The sequence below is a fragment of the Pseudomonas sp. EYE_354 genome, from assembly GCF_023148575.1.
GTDB lineage: Bacteria > Pseudomonadota > Gammaproteobacteria > Pseudomonadales > Pseudomonadaceae > Aquipseudomonas.
This window is the reverse complement of sequence record NZ_JAHXNQ010000001.1, coordinates 349695-365329: the sequence shown is the minus strand read 5'-3', so window position 1 is coordinate 365329 and position 15635 is coordinate 349695. Positions and strand designations below refer to the sequence as shown.

General features: G+C 61.4%; 16 protein-coding genes. 6 read left to right on the top strand and 10 right to left on the bottom strand.

Annotation, left to right across the window (positions count from 1 at the left end):
• Window positions 1-142: 142 nt before the first annotated feature.
• Genes KZX66_RS01770 through cmoB form a run of 4 tightly spaced genes read left to right on the top strand, consistent with a single transcriptional unit; the run spans window position 143 to window position 2923 of the window.
• Window positions 143-532, top strand: coding sequence for a protease inhibitor I42 family protein (locus tag KZX66_RS01770; protein ID WP_248075552.1), 390 nt, complete (start codon window positions 143-145; stop codon window positions 530-532).
• Window position 533: 1 nt separating this feature from the next.
• Window positions 534-1190 carry a lysoplasmalogenase gene (locus KZX66_RS01765; protein WP_248075550.1) on the top strand — a complete coding sequence of 219 codons (657 nt, stop codon included), beginning with the start codon at window positions 534-536 and terminating at the stop codon, window positions 1188-1190.
• 36 nt (window positions 1191-1226) lie between these two features.
• The gene (gene cmoA / locus KZX66_RS01760) at window positions 1227-1970 is read left to right on the top strand and encodes a carboxy-S-adenosyl-L-methionine synthase CmoA (protein ID WP_248075548.1); all 744 of its coding nucleotides are present in this window, start codon (window positions 1227-1229) and stop codon (window positions 1968-1970) included.
• A complete protein-coding gene (cmoB, locus tag KZX66_RS01755) occupies window positions 1967-2923 on the top strand; it encodes a tRNA 5-methoxyuridine(34)/uridine 5-oxyacetic acid(34) synthase CmoB (RefSeq protein ID WP_248075546.1) in 957 nt (318 codons plus the stop codon). The genes cmoA and cmoB overlap by 4 nt, the downstream gene beginning before the upstream one ends.
• Before the next feature lie 76 nt (window positions 2924-2999).
• On the opposite strand, the gene tadA is transcribed toward cmoB, so the two are convergent.
• From tadA to lptF, 10 genes are all read right to left on the bottom strand, one after another.
• Complete coding sequence (tadA, locus tag KZX66_RS01750) at window positions 3000-3497, bottom strand: tRNA adenosine(34) deaminase TadA (protein ID WP_248075544.1); 498 nt, start codon at window positions 3495-3497, stop codon at window positions 3000-3002.
• Window positions 3497-4873, bottom strand: a complete 1377-nt coding sequence (locus KZX66_RS01745; protein WP_248075542.1) for a multicopper oxidase family protein — start codon at window positions 4871-4873, stop codon at window positions 3497-3499. The genes tadA and KZX66_RS01745 overlap by 1 nt, the downstream gene beginning before the upstream one ends.
• Window positions 4874-4976: 103 nt before the next feature.
• The gene (pdxJ, locus tag KZX66_RS01740) at window positions 4977-5720 is read right to left on the bottom strand and encodes a pyridoxine 5'-phosphate synthase (protein WP_248075540.1); all 744 of its coding nucleotides are present in this window, start codon (window positions 5718-5720) and stop codon (window positions 4977-4979) included.
• 51 nt (window positions 5721-5771) lie between these two features.
• Complete coding sequence (recO, locus tag KZX66_RS01735; protein ID WP_248075538.1) at window positions 5772-6461, bottom strand: DNA repair protein RecO; 690 nt, start codon at window positions 6459-6461, stop codon at window positions 5772-5774.
• Between the two features lie 163 nt (window positions 6462-6624).
• Entirely contained in the window at window positions 6625-7527 is a 903-nt protein-coding gene (era, locus tag KZX66_RS01730) for a GTPase Era (RefSeq protein WP_248075536.1), read from the bottom strand.
• On the bottom strand, window positions 7520-8209 hold the full coding sequence (gene rnc, locus KZX66_RS01725) for a ribonuclease III (RefSeq protein WP_248075534.1): 690 nt from the start codon (window positions 8207-8209) through the stop codon (window positions 7520-7522). Before rnc ends, era begins: the two co-directional genes overlap by 8 nt.
• Before the next feature lie 167 nt (window positions 8210-8376).
• On the bottom strand, window positions 8377-9231 hold the full coding sequence (gene lepB, locus KZX66_RS01720) for a signal peptidase I (protein ID WP_248075532.1): 855 nt from the start codon (window positions 9229-9231) through the stop codon (window positions 8377-8379).
• Between the two features lie 5 nt (window positions 9232-9236).
• Window positions 9237-11036, bottom strand: a complete 1800-nt coding sequence (lepA, locus tag KZX66_RS01715; RefSeq protein ID WP_248075530.1) for a translation elongation factor 4 — start codon at window positions 11034-11036, stop codon at window positions 9237-9239.
• Between the two features lie 151 nt (window positions 11037-11187).
• Window positions 11188-12267, bottom strand: a complete 1080-nt coding sequence (lptG, locus tag KZX66_RS01710) for an LPS export ABC transporter permease LptG (protein WP_248075528.1) — start codon at window positions 12265-12267, stop codon at window positions 11188-11190.
• Complete coding sequence (lptF, locus tag KZX66_RS01705) at window positions 12260-13378, bottom strand: LPS export ABC transporter permease LptF (RefSeq protein ID WP_248075526.1); 1119 nt, start codon at window positions 13376-13378, stop codon at window positions 12260-12262. Before lptF ends, lptG begins: the two co-directional genes overlap by 8 nt.
• Window positions 13379-13661: 283 nt before the next feature.
• Between lptF and KZX66_RS01700 the strand changes: the two genes are divergently transcribed.
• Both KZX66_RS01700 and KZX66_RS01695 read left to right on the top strand, forming a co-directional pair.
• Window positions 13662-15152, top strand: a complete 1491-nt coding sequence (locus KZX66_RS01700) for a leucyl aminopeptidase (protein WP_248075524.1) — start codon at window positions 13662-13664, stop codon at window positions 15150-15152.
• A 51-nt stretch (window positions 15153-15203) separates the two neighbouring features.
• Complete coding sequence (locus KZX66_RS01695) at window positions 15204-15632, top strand: DNA polymerase III subunit chi (RefSeq protein WP_248075523.1); 429 nt, start codon at window positions 15204-15206, stop codon at window positions 15630-15632.
• Window positions 15633-15635 lie beyond the last annotated feature (3 nt).

Genomic DNA, 15635 nt, shown 5'->3' with positions numbered 1-15635 from the left:
CCGCTCACCACAAAAAGCGCGCTCCCTCCAGCAAACCCACACCACAACAAGCATGCTCACACTTGGCCTGGCATTCCCGCCTGTCACACGTTGTCTTATCTTCGGTTATGCTCGGCCTTCGTCGTCAAACAACGGAGCCCCCATGACCGCTGCCCGCCTGCTTCTCCCCTTGAGCCTCTCCCTGCTGGCCGCGTGCGCCAGCGCCCCGAAGCAAAACATCACCGTGGACAACCAGGGGGCTTGCCCGCTCCAGCTTAAAACCGGGCAAAACCTGATCCTGACTCTGCCCAGCAACCCTACCACCGGTTATCGCTGGGCCATCCAGGACTCCGCCGGCGGCGTGCTGCGCGCGCTGAGCCCTGAGGTTTACAGCAGCACAGAATCCGGCGTGATCGGTGGCGGTGGCCAATCGACGTGGCGCTTCCAGGCGTTCACCGCCGGCCAGGGCCGTTTGCGCCTGACCTCCCAGCAACCCTGGGAGCCGGAAGCCGAACCCGTCGAGACGTTCGACTGCGCCATTACGGTGAACTGATATGCCATGGCTGATTCTGGCGTTGATGGGCGCTGCTACCTTTGTCTACGGCCTGGCCACGCATGCGGCACTGCTTTGCCTGCTGGTCAAACCCTTGCCGGTGCTGGCGCTGCTCGGCTGGTTGCATGACGCACCGCCCACTGACTATCGACGCTGGATCAGCCTGGGGCTGATTTTTTCCCTGGTGGGCGATGTATTGCTGGCTTGGCCCGGCGATCTGTTTATCTTCGGCCTTGGCGCGTTTCTGTTTGCGCACCTGGCGTACCTCAAGGCGTACTTCAGTGATTGTCGGCGCCTGGCCTTGTTGCCGCTGGCACTGGCGCTGGGTGCGGGCGCGATCCTGTTGAGCATCCTGATAGCCCATGGCCTGGGCGACTTGCTGATTCCCGTGATGGTTTACGCCCTGGTGATCAGCGCCATGCTCTGGCGCGCCCTCGCCCGCCTGGACAGCGCGGTGCCGAAACGCTCGGCACTGCTGGCGGCGGCGGGCGCGGTGTCGTTCGTGCTTTCCGACACGCTGATTGGCATCAATCGCTTTGTGGCGGCGTTCGAGGCGGCGCCCTATCTGTTAATTGCCACGTACTGGCTGGGCCAGTGGGGCATTACCGCGTCGGCTTTCCATCAGACAACCCGCGCACACGAGGGCCAACTTGGCTAAAATGCCGGCCTTTCCCCCTTCGTCGCCGGAACAACCGTGAGCAAAGAACCCGATCGGCTATTCGCCCAGCCCCTGCCCCAGGTGCCGGACTTCGCCTTTAACGAGGACGTGGTGCGGGTGTTCCCGGACATGATCAAGCGGTCGGTGCCCGGTTATCCGACCATCGTCGAAAACCTGGGTGTCCTGGCCGCGCAGTTTGCCCAGCCGGGCAGCGTGCTCTACGACCTCGGCTCGTCCCTCGGCGCGGTGACCCAGGCGTTGCGCCGCCATGTACGCACCGACGGTTGCCGGGTGATCGCGGTGGATAACTCGGCGGCGATGGTCGAACGCTGCCGCGAATACCTCAATGGTCAGGACTCGATGTTTCAGGAGTTGCTGCCGGTTGAGGTGATCGAGGGCGATATCCTCGCGTTGCAGTTCCAGCCGGCTTCGGTAGTGGCGCTGAATTTCACCCTGCAATTCATTGCTCCGCAGGAACGCCTGGCGCTGCTCGGGCGTATCCGCCAGTCGCTGTTGCCAGGCGGTGCGCTGATCCTCTCGGAAAAGCTGCGCTTCAACGATGCGCAAGAGCACGCGCTGCTCACCGACCTGCATATCGCGTTCAAACGCGCCAACGGCTACAGCGAACTGGAAATCGCCCAGAAGCGCAGCGCCATCGAAAACGTCATGAAGCCCGACAGCCTCGAAGAACACCGCGAACGCCTGCTGGCGGCGGGGTTCTCGACGGTCGTGCCGTGGTTCCAGTGTCTTAACTTTGCCTCGTTGATTGCCTTGCCATGATTGATTTATCCCCCCTCGCCCGCCATCTGGTCGGCACTCCCCTGGCCGTGTGGGCCCAGGGCCTGCAAGCGCAGCTCGACAGCAAAATGGAGAAAGGTCATGGCGACCTGGAACGTTGGCAGAGTGCGTTGGATGCGCTGCCGAAGATTCAGCCCAGCACCGTCGACTTGCTCAATGGCCTGACCCTGGACACCGATTGCGACGACGCAACTCGCGCCCAGATGCACCGCGCGCTGATGGGCCTGAGTCCTTGGCGCAAAGGCCCGTTCCATTTGTTCGGCGTGCACGTGGACACCGAATGGCGCTCGGACTGGAAGTGGTCCCGCGTGGCGCCGCATCTGGACTTGAAGGGCAAGCGTATCCTCGATGTCGGCTGCGGCAATGGTTATTACATGTGGCGCATGCTCGGCGCCGGTGCCGACAGCGTGATTGGCGTGGACCCCAACTGGTTGTTCTTCTGCCAGTTCCAGGCGGTGCAACGCTACCTGTGCGACCCCAAGGCATGGCACCTGCCGTTCCCATTCGAGGACTTGCCGGCAAACCTCGAAGGCTTTGACACGGTGTTTTCCATGGGCGTGTTTTATCACCGCCGCTCGCCGATCGAGCATTTGCTGGCGCTCAAAGACACCCTGGTCAAGGGCGGTGAGCTGGTTCTGGAAACCTTAGTGGTCGAAGGCGATCAGCAGCAGGTGCTGGTGCCGGAAGACCGCTACGCGCAGATGCGTAATGTGTGGTTCCTGCCCTCGGTGCCGGCGTTGATGCTGTGGCTGCGCCGTGCCGGTTTCAGCGATGTGCGCTGTGTGGATGTGAGTGTGACCACGGTTGAGGAACAGCGCGGGACGGCGTGGATGAAGTATCAGTCGCTGAGTGATTTCCTCGACCCTGAGGACCACAGCAAGACCATCGAAGGGCTGCCGGCGCCGATGCGCGCGGTGATCATCGCCAGGAAGTAATCCTCTCTCCAGCGTCAATGGAGATCAAAAATGTGGGAGCGGGCTTGGTCCCTCCCACACCGGTCCTGCGTGTTTTTCAGGATGCGGGCCTGGCCCGGCGGGCTTTGAAAAACTCACTCAGGACAGCCCCGCACTCCTCGGCCAACACCCCGCCCTCATACAGCACCCGATGGTTGAGAAAACCCTGGGTAAAAAACTGCCCCTGGCTCTGCACGATTCCCGCTTTGGGCTCCAATGCCCCGTACACCACTCGCGCAACACGCGAATGCACGATCAACCCCGCGCACATGCTGCACGGTTCCAAGGTGACATACAGTGTACTGCCCACCAGCCGATAGTTGCTGATGGCCTGCGCGGCGGCGCGGATGGCGACCATTTCGGCGTGGGCGCTCGGGTCGTGGGTGCTGATCGGGCAGTTGAAGCCGCGGCCGATGATTTCACCGTCCTGTACCAGCACGGCGCCCACCGGCACTTCGCCCAGCGCTGCGCCTTCGGCGGCGAGGGCCAGGGCTTCGCGCATGAAGTCCTGGTCGCGGCTGCGGTCAATAATCGCAGCGGGGCGAATCTGGCGCATCACGCCACCTCGATGGCGGCCATCAGGCCGGTTTCCATATGGTCGATCACGTGGCAATGGAACATCCACACCCCAGGGTTATCCGCCACCAACGCCACGCGGGCGCGCTCGTTCTTGCCCAACAGGTAGGTGTCGGTAAAGTACGGGATCACCTTGTGGCGGTTCGAGGCGATCACCTTGAAGCTCATGCCGTGCAGGTGGATCGGGTGCTGGTACTGGGTCATGTTCTTCAGTTCGAAAATGTAGCTCTTGCCCTTTTCGAGCTTGGCAATCGGGCGGTCGGCGCAGGTTTTGTCGGTAATGTCCCAGGCCTTGCCGTTGATCTGCCACAGGCTCGGCGGCTTGCCGTCATCGACCGATACGGTACCGACCCACTCGAAATTGAAGTTGAGCTTTTCGGCATTGGCCAGGTCCGGCTCGGCAATCGGGTTGGCGGGCAACGCCGGCGGCCACTCGGTGGGCGCGTCGGTGTTAGCCACCGAGCGGAAGGTGCCCAGGCGCACCGGCCCGTTGCGGATCGACAACTCTTCACCCGCCGGCGGCGCCTTGATCGCCAGGCAGATGCGCATGCCGGGGCCCAGCCAGTATTCCTTGCCCAGGGGGCGCGGCTCGATGGGGTTACCGTCCAGCGCGTAGATCTGCGCTTCGACATCCGGGATGTTGAGGCGATAGGTCAGGGTGTTGTCGAGGTTGAGCAACCGCACGCGGGTGATCTGCCCGGCCGGCAGGTCGATGACTGCCTGGGACACGCCATTGATCGTCGACAGCCGCCCTGCCGTGCCGCCGCGCGCCGCCTCACGGGGAATGCTGAAGGCCACGAAGGCGCCTTCCTCGTCCACGTGCCAGCTTTTCAGGCTGAGGGTGCGTTCGTACTTGAAGCCGGTGGGTTCGCGCTCTTCGATGATCAGCGGGCCGACCAGGCCGCGGCCGAGTTCTTCACTGCTGTTCACATGGGGGTGATACCAGTAGCTCCCGGCGTCGGGTACGCGGAATTTGTAGTCGAAGTATTCGCCCGGCAGCACCGGCAATTGCGAGACATAGGGCACGCCGTCCATCTCCAGCGGCAGGCGGATACCGTGCCAGTGGATGGTGGTGGCGACCGGCAGGTGGTTGATGAAACGCACCCGCAGCCATTCGCCCTGGCGCACACGCAGCTCGGTGCCCGGTGCCGACGGGCCGAAGGCCCAGGCGGGGGTCTTGTGGCCCGGCACCAGTTCCACGTCCAACGGTGCGGCAATCAGCTCGTAGTCGTGCCCCGCCTCGGCGTCGGCGACTTTTCCCAGCCAGTAGCGGTAGGCGCCGCCAGCGCCGGCACCGACTACGGCCAGGCCCGCAAGGCCACCCAGGATTTGTCGACGGGAAAAGGATCGGGACACAACAACCTCACGTATCAGCCGCAGGCCAGTGGCCTGCAAAGGGCAGATACGATACACCTGCATCGGCTAAACAGTAAGGCTTCGCATTGCCGCAGTGGCCCGATCAGCCCTTGGCGGCCGCCAGAATCAGGGCTTTCATCTCGGCAACCGCGCCTTTGAAGCCGACGAACAGTGCATGGGCCACCAGCGCATGGCCGATGTTCAGTTCGTTGATGCCCTTGATCGCGGCCACCGCTTCCACGTTGTGGTAATGCAGGCCATGGCCGGCGTTGACGATCAGGCCTTCGCCAAGCCCGCAGTTCACACCGTCGATGATGCGCTGCAGCTCATTGGCCACTTCAGTGGGCGTGGTGGCATCCGCGTAACGGCCGGTGTGCAGTTCGATGGCTGGCGCGCCGACGCGACGCGACGCTTCGATCTGACGTTCGTCGGCGTCAATGAACAACGACACCTCACTGCCGATTTTCGACAGGCGCTCCACGGCCGCCTTGATCCGCGCTTCCTGACCCGCCACATCCAGGCCGCCTTCGGTGGTGAGTTCCTGGCGGGTTTCCGGCACCAGGCAAATGTGCGCCGGGCGGATTCGCTCGGCGAAGGCCATCATTTCTTCGGTGACGCCCATTTCGAAGTTCATGCGGGTTTGCAGCACGTCCTTGAGCAGCAGCACATCGCGTTCCTGGATGTGGCGGCGGTCTTCGCGCAGGTGCACGGTGATGCCATCGGCACCCGCTTCTTCGGCGTCCAGCGCGGCCTTGACCGGGTCGGGGTAACGGGTGCCCCGGGCCTGGCGCAGGGTGGCGACGTGGTCGATGTTGACGCCAAGAAGAATGCGATTGCTGGTGGTCACGGAAGCGCTCCTGAAAAGGGAAAGAAACGCCGCACAGCATACACGGGGTTGTCAGGGCTTTCGAAACAACTCGCGACTGACCAGCGGCCGTCCGCCCAAATGCACCGCCAGGGCCTGGCGCATCAGGCGCTTGGCGGCGGACAACGCGCCGGGGGCGGTCCAATCGGCGTCACTCATGGCGAGCAATTCGGTGCCTTGGAACAAGCCCGGTTGCAGCAGGTAGACCCGCTCCAGACCGGCATCCACTTGCAGACGGTACATGCCGTCGGCGGCGATGGGCTCGCCGTGCAGGTCGTTGTTCAGTTCGAAGCCGTACCCCAGGTCATCGAGCAGTCGCCATTCGAAGGCACGCAACAGCGGCTCCAGCGGACGGCCTTCGGCCAGGGCCAGCAAGGTGGCGGCGTAGTGATCGAAGACAGCTGGGTGCGGGTCCTCGGCGGGCAGCAGGCGGATCAGCAGTTCATTGAGGTAGAGGCCGCTGAACAACGCATCGCCATTGAGCCAGGCGGACGTGCCGACGCTTTCCAGGCGTCCGACGTTCTTCAGCTCGCCCTTGCCGCGAAACTCCACATCCAGGGCCACAAAGGGCCGCGCCAACGTCCCCGCCTTGCCGCGTGCGCTGCGCAAGACTGCACGCAGACGTCCTTGAGGCGTGAGGAAATCCACCAGTGCGCTGGTCTCACGGTAGGCGCGGCTGTGCAGGACGTAGGCGAGTTGGCTGGGGGGCGGGGATTGGGACATGGGTGCTCACTGCTGGAATGCAATTTTGAAAGCTACACAAACCTAATGTCGGAGGGGGCTTGCCCCCGATGGCAGCCGGTCAGTCACTGAGTTGTTAACTGACCCACCGCCATCAGGCACAAGCCCCCTCCCACACGTTCAGCCCTGCGGTGCGTTCACGTCCTTACAGGTCGCCATAGCCCAGGGAGCGCAGTGCACGCTCATCGTCGGACCAGCCGCCTTTAACTTTCACCCACAGGTTGAGCATGATTTTGGAATCGAACAGCAATTCCATGTCCTTGCGCGCTTCGGTGCCGATACGCTTGATGCGCTCGCCCTTGTCGCCAATGATGATTTTCTTCTGGCCGTCGCGCTCGACGAGGATCAGCGCATGGATATGCAGGGTCTTGCCCTGCTGCTTGAACTCTTCGATTTCGACGGTTATCTGGTACGGCAGCTCGGCGCCCATCTGGCGCATGATTTTCTCGCGTACCAGTTCGGCGGCGAGGAAGCGGCTGCTGCGGTCGGTGATCTGGTCTTCCGGGAAGAAGTGCTCGTTCTCCGGCAAGTGCCCGGCGATGACGCGCTCCAGGGCATCCAGGTTGTGACCATGCTGGGCCGAGATCGGCATGATCTGAGCGTTCGGCAGTTGTTCCTGCAACCAGCTCAGGTGCGGCATCAGCTCGGCTTTGTCTTCGATACGGTCTGTCTTGTTCAACGCGACGATCAAGGGGCCGGTCACGTACTGCACACGCTCGAGAACCATCTGGTCTTCGTCGGTCCACTTGGTGCGGTCGACCACGAAGATCACCACGTCGACGTCTTTCAACGCCGCCGAAGCGGTTTTATTCATATAACGGTTAAGGGCTTTCTCGCCGCCTTTGTGCATGCCTGGGGTGTCGACATAGACCGCTTGCACGCTGCCTTCGGTCTTGATGCCCAGCATGTTGTGGCGGGTGGTCTGCGGCTTGCGCGAGGTGATCGCCAGCTTCTGGCCGAGGATGTGATTCAGCAGCGTGGACTTGCCCACGTTCGGGCGGCCAACGATGGCAACATAGCCACAGCGTGTTGCGGTTGTATCAGTCATGGCCATTCTCCACGCCCAGGGCAATCAGTGCTGCAGCGGCCGCTACCTGTTCGGCAATACGACGGCTCACACCCTGACCTCGGCTTTTTTCATTCAGTAAGGTGATTTCACATTCCACGAAAAATACGCGGCAATGGGGCTCACCCTGGATATCCACCACTTCGTAGCGTGGCAGGTCGCACCCGCGGGACTGCAGGAATTCCTGCAGGCGGGTTTTGGGATCTTTGTTGGTGTCGACCAGCGTGAGGCTTTCGATCTCGGAGGTCAGCCACGCGGTGACGCGTTCCTTGGCGGCTTCCATGCCGGCATCCAGGTAGATGGCGCCGATCAGCGCTTCAAGGGCATCGGCCAGGATCGATTCGCGACGAAAACCACCGCTTTTCAATTCACCGGAACCCAGGCGCAGGTATTCGCCCAAGCCGAAACCACGGGCCAGCACGGCCAGGGTCTCGCCTTTTACCAGGCGTGCGCGCAACCGCGACAGCTGGCCTTCACGGGCTTGCGGGAAGCGCTCGAACAGCGCCTCACCGGCGACGAAATTGAGGATGGCGTCACCGAGAAATTCCAGGCGTTCGTTATTGCGCCCTGCAAAGCTGCGGTGTGTGAGGGCAAGGATCATCAATTCCTGATCCTTGAAGGTGTAACCGAGCTGGCGCTCGAGACGACTGAGAGAAACGGTCACTGTTTAGCCATACCTGGTTGATGCATATCGAGTTCGTGGCACCGGCGGCCATCGACGATTGACGCAGTATTCAAATTCAAATCCTGAGTGGTGCTGCATGGGGCAGGACAAACATTTGTCGCCACCCCAGAAAAGCATTCGGCGCTGTGTTCACAGCGCCGCTTGTATTACTTGATCAGCCCGACCCGCGAGAAGTTCGGCAGGTGGCTGAGTTTGGGTTCCGGCCAGCTCATCCAGACCGCGAAGGCCTTGCCGACGATATTCTGGTCGGGAACCATACCCAGCAGCTCCTTGGGAATGCTGGGATCATCCCAGTAGCGGCTGTCGTTTGAATTGTCACGGTTGTCGCCCATCATGAAATAGTGCCCGGCCGGCACCTTCCACTGGCCATCAGGCATGGCCCGGTAGCGACTCATTTCCTTACGGATTTCGTGCTCTACCGCCCCGAGTTTTTCCTGGTACAGCTCGGCGCTGCCCAGGCTGTTCGGTTCGGAACCGAGCAGTTTCTCGGCAACCAACTCACCGTTGATGAACAGGCGCTTGTCGCTGGTGTAGCGAATCACATCGCCCGGCAGGCCCACCACACGCTTGATGTAGTTGACGTTCGGGTCGCTCGGGTAGCGGAACACCATCACATCACCGCGCTGCGGGTCGCCGATTTCAATGACCTTCTTGTCGATCACCGGCAGGCGAATCCCGTAGGAAAACTTATTCACCAGGATGAAATCGCCGACGTCCAGGGTAGGTTTCATCGACCCCGAAGGGATCTGGAAAGGTTCTACCAGAAACGAACGCAGCACCAGCACGATGAACAACACCGGGAAGAACGACTTGCCGTATTCAACCAGCAAAGGCTCTTTGTTCAGCTTCTCGATCACCACGCCATCGGGCTGGCTGACGCTGCCCTGATAGGACGCGATAGCCGCCCGCCGACGCGGGGCGAAGAACACCAGATCGAGCAAGGCCAGAAGACCGCAAACGGCAACGGCAATGACCAGCAACAGCGGGAAATTTAGCGACATAGGACCTAACTATCCAACCTGAGCACCGCAAGGAAGGCTTCTTGTGGAATTTCCACGTTACCCACTTGCTTCATGCGTTTTTTACCGGCCTTTTGCTTCTCAAGCAGCTTGCGCTTACGGCTTACGTCACCGCCGTAGCATTTGGCTAGTACGTTCTTTCTGAGAGCCTTGACGGAGGTCCGCGCAATGATCTGCCCGCCGATGGCGGCCTGGATCGCGACGTCGAACATCTGGCGCGGAATCAGTTCTTTCATCTTTTCGGTCAACTGGCGACCTTTATAGTGCGCGTTGTCCTTGTGCACGATCAGTGCAAGGGCGTCCACTTTGTCGCCGTTGATCAACACATCCAGTTTCACCAGATTAGCCGATTGGTAACGGTCGAAATGGTAATCCAGCGAAGCATAGCCGCGACTGGTGGATTTGAGACGGTCGAAGAAGTCCAGGACCACTTCGTTCATCGGCAAATCGTAAGTCACTTGCACCTGGGTACCGAGGAACAGCATGTCGTGCTGCACGCCACGCTTTTCGATACACAGGGTAATGACGTTGCCCAGGTGTTCTTGCGGCACAAGAATATTGGCGCGCACGATCGGCTCGCGCATGTCTTCAATCGAAGACAGGTCTGGAAGCTTGGACGGGTTGTCGACGTAAATCGTTTCACCGGTTTTCAACGCCAACTCGAAAATAACCGTTGGCGCGGTGGTGATCAGGTCCAGGTCGTATTCGCGCTCGAGGCGCTCCTGGATGATCTCCATGTGCAGCATGCCGAGGAAGCCGCAGCGGAAGCCGAAGCCCAGGGCGTCGGAGCTTTCCGGCGTGTACTGCAACGACGAGTCATTGAGCGTGAGCTTTTGCAGGGCTTCGCGGAAGTCTTCGAAGTCGTCGGAGCTGACCGGGAACAGGCCTGCGTAGACCTGCGGCTGGATGCGTTTGAACCCCGGCAGCACGTCGACGTCCGGGGTGGAGCTCAAGGTCAGGGTGTCGCCGACCGGGGCACCGTGGATGTCCTTGATACCGGCGATGATGAAGCCTACTTCGCCGGCTTTCAGATCAGTGGTCGCGGTGTGCTTGGGGTTGAAGACACCGACGCTGTCCACCAGGTGGATCTTGCCGGTGGACTTGACCAGAATCTTGTCGCCCTTTTTCACACGGCCGTGGCGCACGCGTACCAGGGAGACAACCCCCAGATAGTTGTCGAACCAGGAGTCGATGATCAACGCTTGCAGCGGATCTTCGATGTTGCCGGTTGGGGCAGGAATGGTTTTGACCAGGCGCTCGAGGACTTCGTCGACACCCAGGCCGGTCTTGGCGCTGCACTCGACGGCGTCGGTGGCGTCAATGCCGATGATTTTTTCGATTTCTTCTTTGACGCGTTCCGGATCGGCCTGTGGCAGGTCGATCTTGTTCAGCACCGGCATCACTTCCAGGCCCTGCTCGATAGCCGTGTAGCAGTTGGCCACGGACTGGGCTTCTACGCCCTGGCCTGCGTCCACCACCAACAGCGCGCCTTCGCAGGCCGCCAGAGACCGGCTGACTTCATAGGTGAAGTCGACGTGGCCTGGGGTGTCGATGAAGTTCAGCTGGTACCGGATACCGTCTTTGGCGGTGTAGTACAGAGTAACGCTGTGGGCCTTGATGGTGATCCCGCGCTCGCGTTCGAGGTCCATGGAATCCAGTACCTGGGCTTCCATTTCACGCTCGGCAAGGCCGCCGCACATCTGGATGAATCGATCGGCCAGCGTCGACTTACCATGGTCAATGTGGGCGATGATGGAGAAATTGCGGATATGACTCAAATCACTCACGGATCAACACTCAAAAAGGCTGCAGGCAGATTGCCCGCTGAAAAATAGCCGGGAATTGTACCTGATGCTCAGGCCAGACGTCATCTTTGCTGACAGGAACAAAAATGCCCCGATCGCTCGACCGGGGCATTTTTTGTTCATAAGCGCGGTATCAACCGGCGCGGCGCAACAGCCAGAACCCGGCCAGGGCGCAGATGGCGGTGGGCACTAGCACCGCAAACAGCGGCGAGAACCCGAACACCAGACTCGACGGGCCGAGCAAGTCCTGGGCGATGCGGAAAGTGAAGCCCACCAGCACACCGGTAAACACACGCTGACCCAGGGTCACGGAGCGCAGCGGGCCGAAGATAAACGAGATAGCCATCAGCACCAGCGCAGCGGTCACTACCGGCTGCAGCACCTTGACCCAGAACGCCAGCCAGTAACGGCCGTTGTTCAAGCCCTGGTCCTTAAGGTAGTGGATGTAACCCCACAGCCCGGAGATCGGCAGGCTTTCGGGGATCATCACCACGGTATTCAGCAATTCGGGCTTGAGGGCGATATCCCACTCTTCGCTTGGCACATTGATCACTTCGGTGCTGGCCTTGGTGCCTTGGCCGACATTGCGGAAGTACGTGGTGGTGATATCGGTCAGTTGCCACTTTTCATCGCTGTATTGCGCACGTTTGGCGAAGCTGGACGACAACATGTGACGCTCTTTGTCGAACGTGTAGCGGGTCACACCGATCAACAGGCCGCCGGGCTGCACGGCGTTGATGTGGATAAATTCGTCACCCTGACGGTGCCACAGGCCGTGCTTGGAGCTTTGTGCATCCCCCGAACCCTGTGCCAGGGCGCGATTGGCCTGGGCGGTGGTTTCGGCCGGCGGCGCAACGTATTCACCAATCAGCACGCTGCACAGCATCAGCAGCAGCATCGGTTTCATCACCGCCCAGACGATACGCCCGATGGACACACCGGCGGCGCGCATGATGGTCAGTTCGCTGTTGCTGGCCAGGCTGCCCAGGCCGATCAGGCAGCCGATCAGCGCCGCCATCGGCATCATGTCGTACAGACGACGTGGCGCGGTGAGCGCCACATAGCTCATCACGTCCCACACGGTGTAGGTATCGCTGACGTTGCCCACTTCGTCGATGAAAGCGAACAGCGAGGCCAGGCCGAGGATAATGCCCAGTACCGCCAGGATGGCGATCAGGACGCTGCTACCAATGTAGCGATCGAGCTTAGCCACGAGCCAACTCCTTCTGGCCACGACGGCTCATCATTTTCAAACGGATAGGTTCCCAGTAGAGCAGGCCCAGACCGATCATCAGGAAGATCCCGTGCACCCACCACAGGCCCAGAGTCGGCGACAGCTTGCCTTTCTCCAGCGAGCCACGGGCGGAAATCAGGATGGTGAGGTAGGCCATATATAGCAGGATTGCCGGCAACAGCTTGAGGAAGCGGCCCTGGCGCGGATTGACGCGCGACAGCGGCACGGCCATCAAGGTCACGATAAACACCAGCAACGGCAGGGAAATACGCCATTGCAATTCGGCGATGGAACGCAGCTCCTCACTGCCGAACAGGTCTTGCGTAGGGATAGCATCACGGTCGGTGACTTCGCTGCTGACGTCCGGGCGGGCAAGCATCACGCCATAGGTGTCGTACTTGATCGCGCGGTAATCGGCCTGGCCGGGGCTGCCGTCATAGCGATAGCCGTTTTCCAGGATCAGGTAGCGACTGCCATCCGGGCGCACTTCCTGGCGACCGGAGTCGGCCACCAGCACGGAAATACCACGGTCTTTCTTATCCTGGCCCAGGCGTTTTTCGGAGATGAACACCCCGCCCAGGTTGGCGCGGTCTTCGGTGAGGGTTTCGGTGTAGGTCACCCGGGTGCCGTCATTGAGCGCCTGGAAGCGGCCCGGCTCGAGGGTGTCGAACTCCGTCATCGCGTCCTGTTTGTTCAGCACCAGCTGAAACTGCATGGCGCCCTGAGGCGCCAGGCTCAGGCTCAGCCATGCGACGATGAGGGCAACGCCGGCGGCCGGGATCATGGTCATGCCCAGCAAGCGCTGCTGGCTCATGCCGGTGGCCGAGAGCACGGTCATTTCGCTTTCAAGGTACAGGCGGCCATACGCCAGCAGGATCCCGAGGAACAGGCCCAACGGCAGAATCAGCTGCAGGAACCCCGGCAGGCGAAAGCCCATGATCAGGAACAGCGAGCCTGGGTCCAGCGCGCCGGAAGCGGCCTGGGCCAGGTATTTGACGAAACGACCACTCATGATGATGACCAACAGCACCGCACTCACGGCACTCAGGGTCAACAGGACTTCGCGGGACAGATAACGGAAGACGATCAAACCAGACACTCCAGGGTTGTCAGGCTAAGGCGGCCAAACAAGCAAGCATACCGAGTCAGCCCGTTTACAAGGGCCGGCTAAAAAGATGGCGCATTATCCTGTGATTGGCCGCGCCTGTCACTGCGCAACCTCACCCACGCGCACAAAGCGTGCGCCAAGGGTTGTCAGGCTTCGCCTGCGCGGTTCAAACTGCGGCCTTTGTCGCTGGCGGTTTACACGCCTGCCACGCTTTAAAGCCTGGGTACAAACGCCAGGCTCTCAGACCTTTATAAGGGACCCGAAAATGGAATTGGTTGTAAAAAGCGTTAGCCCTGAAACGTTGAAAACCGCCACCCTCGTGGTCGCCATCGGCGAAGGCCGCAAGCTTGGCGTTGCCGCCAAACAACTCGATGAACTGAGCGGCGGCGCCATCAGCGCAGTGCTCAAGCGCGGCGACCTGGCCGGCAAGGTCGGCCAGAGTCTGCTGCTGCAAAGCCTGCCGAATCTCAAGGCCGACCGCGTATTGCTGGTGGGCGTGGGCAAGGACGACGAACTGGGCGACCGCCCGTTCCGCAAGATCATCAGCGGCATCCTCGGCACCCTCAAGGGCCTGGGCGGCGGCGATGCCACCCTGGCACTCGATGAAATCGTGGTCAAAGGCCGCGACAGCTACGGCAAGACCCGCCTGCTGGCCGAGACCCTGGTAGACGGCGTTTACATCTTCGACCAGTTCAAGAGCCAGAAAGCCGAACCCCGCGCGCTGAAGAAAATCACCCTGCTGACCATCAAGGCTGCCCAGGCTGAAGTCCAGCGCGCCGTGAACCACGCCACCGCGATTGCCAACGGCATGTCGTTCACCCGCGACTTGGGCAACCTGCCGCCGAACATCTGCCACCCGACTTACCTGGGCGAACAGGCCAAGGCCTTGGGCAAAGAGTTCAAGGGCCTGAAAGTCGAAGTGCTGGACGAGAAAAAGATCAAAGAACTGGGCATGGGCTCGTTCTACGCCGTGGGCCAGGGCAGCGACCAGCCGCCACGCCTGATCGTGATGCAATACAACGGCGGCAAGAAGTCCGAGAAGCCTTACGCCCTGGTCGGTAAAGGCATCACCTTCGACACCGGCGGCATCAGCCTCAAGCCGGGCGCGGGCATGGACGAGATGAAATACGACATGGGCGGCGCCGCCAGCGTGTTCGGCACCCTGCGCGCCGTGCTGGAACTCAAGCTGCCGATCAACCTGGTGTGCATCCTGGCGTGTGCCGAAAACATGCCGAGCGGCGGCGCGGCTCGCCCCGGCGACATCGTCACCACCCTGAGCGGCCAGACCGTCGAGATTCTCAACACCGACGCCGAAGGCCGCCTGGTGCTCTGCGACGCCCTGACCTACGCCGAGCGTTTCAAGCCGCAGGCGGTGATCGACATCGCCACCCTGACCGGCGCGTGCATCGTTGCACTGGGCTCCCACACCTCCGGGCTGCTGGGCAACAGCGATGAACTGATCGAGCAACTGCTCAGCGCCGGCAAGGCCGCCGACGACCGCGCCTGGCAACTGCCGCTGTTCGATGAGTACCAGGAACAGCTCGACAGCCCATTCGCCGACATCGCCAACATCGGCGGGCCAAAAGCCGGCACCATCACGGCGGCCTGCTTCCTGTCGCGCTTTGCCAAGAACCTCAACTGGGCGCACCTGGACATCGCCGGCACCGCCTGGACCAGCGGCGGCAAGGACAAGGGCGCAACCGGCCGCCCGGTTCCCCTGCTGACCCAGTACCTGCTGGACCGCGCCAAAGCCTGAAACTGAAGATGCCGGGGCGGCGAGCATGCCGCTCCGGTCTCAGGAACCGCAATGACCCAAGTCGACTTCTATATATTGCCCAGCGCCGACCCGCTCGCGCGCCTGGACTTTGCCTGCAAACTGACCGAAAAAGCCTGGCGCATGGGTCACCGCATCTACCTGCATTGCAGCGATGCCGCCCAACGCGACGAGCTTGACGCCCGCCTGTGGCGCTTCAAGGGCGAAAGCTTCGTGCCCCACGGTCCTGCCGAGTCAGAACCTGAAGGCCACGTCGTGCTGGGATTGGGCGACAGCTGCGGCGATCATCACGACCTGCTGGTCAACCTGGACCTGAAAGTACCGCCTTTTGCCAAAGCCTTTGCCCGCGTGGCGGAAGTGGTGGTGGAAGATCCGGCTATTCGTCAGGCCGCGCGGGAGAGTTTCCGTTTCTACCGCGAACAGGGCTATCCTTTGCAGGATCACCGGCTACAACGACTTTGAGCA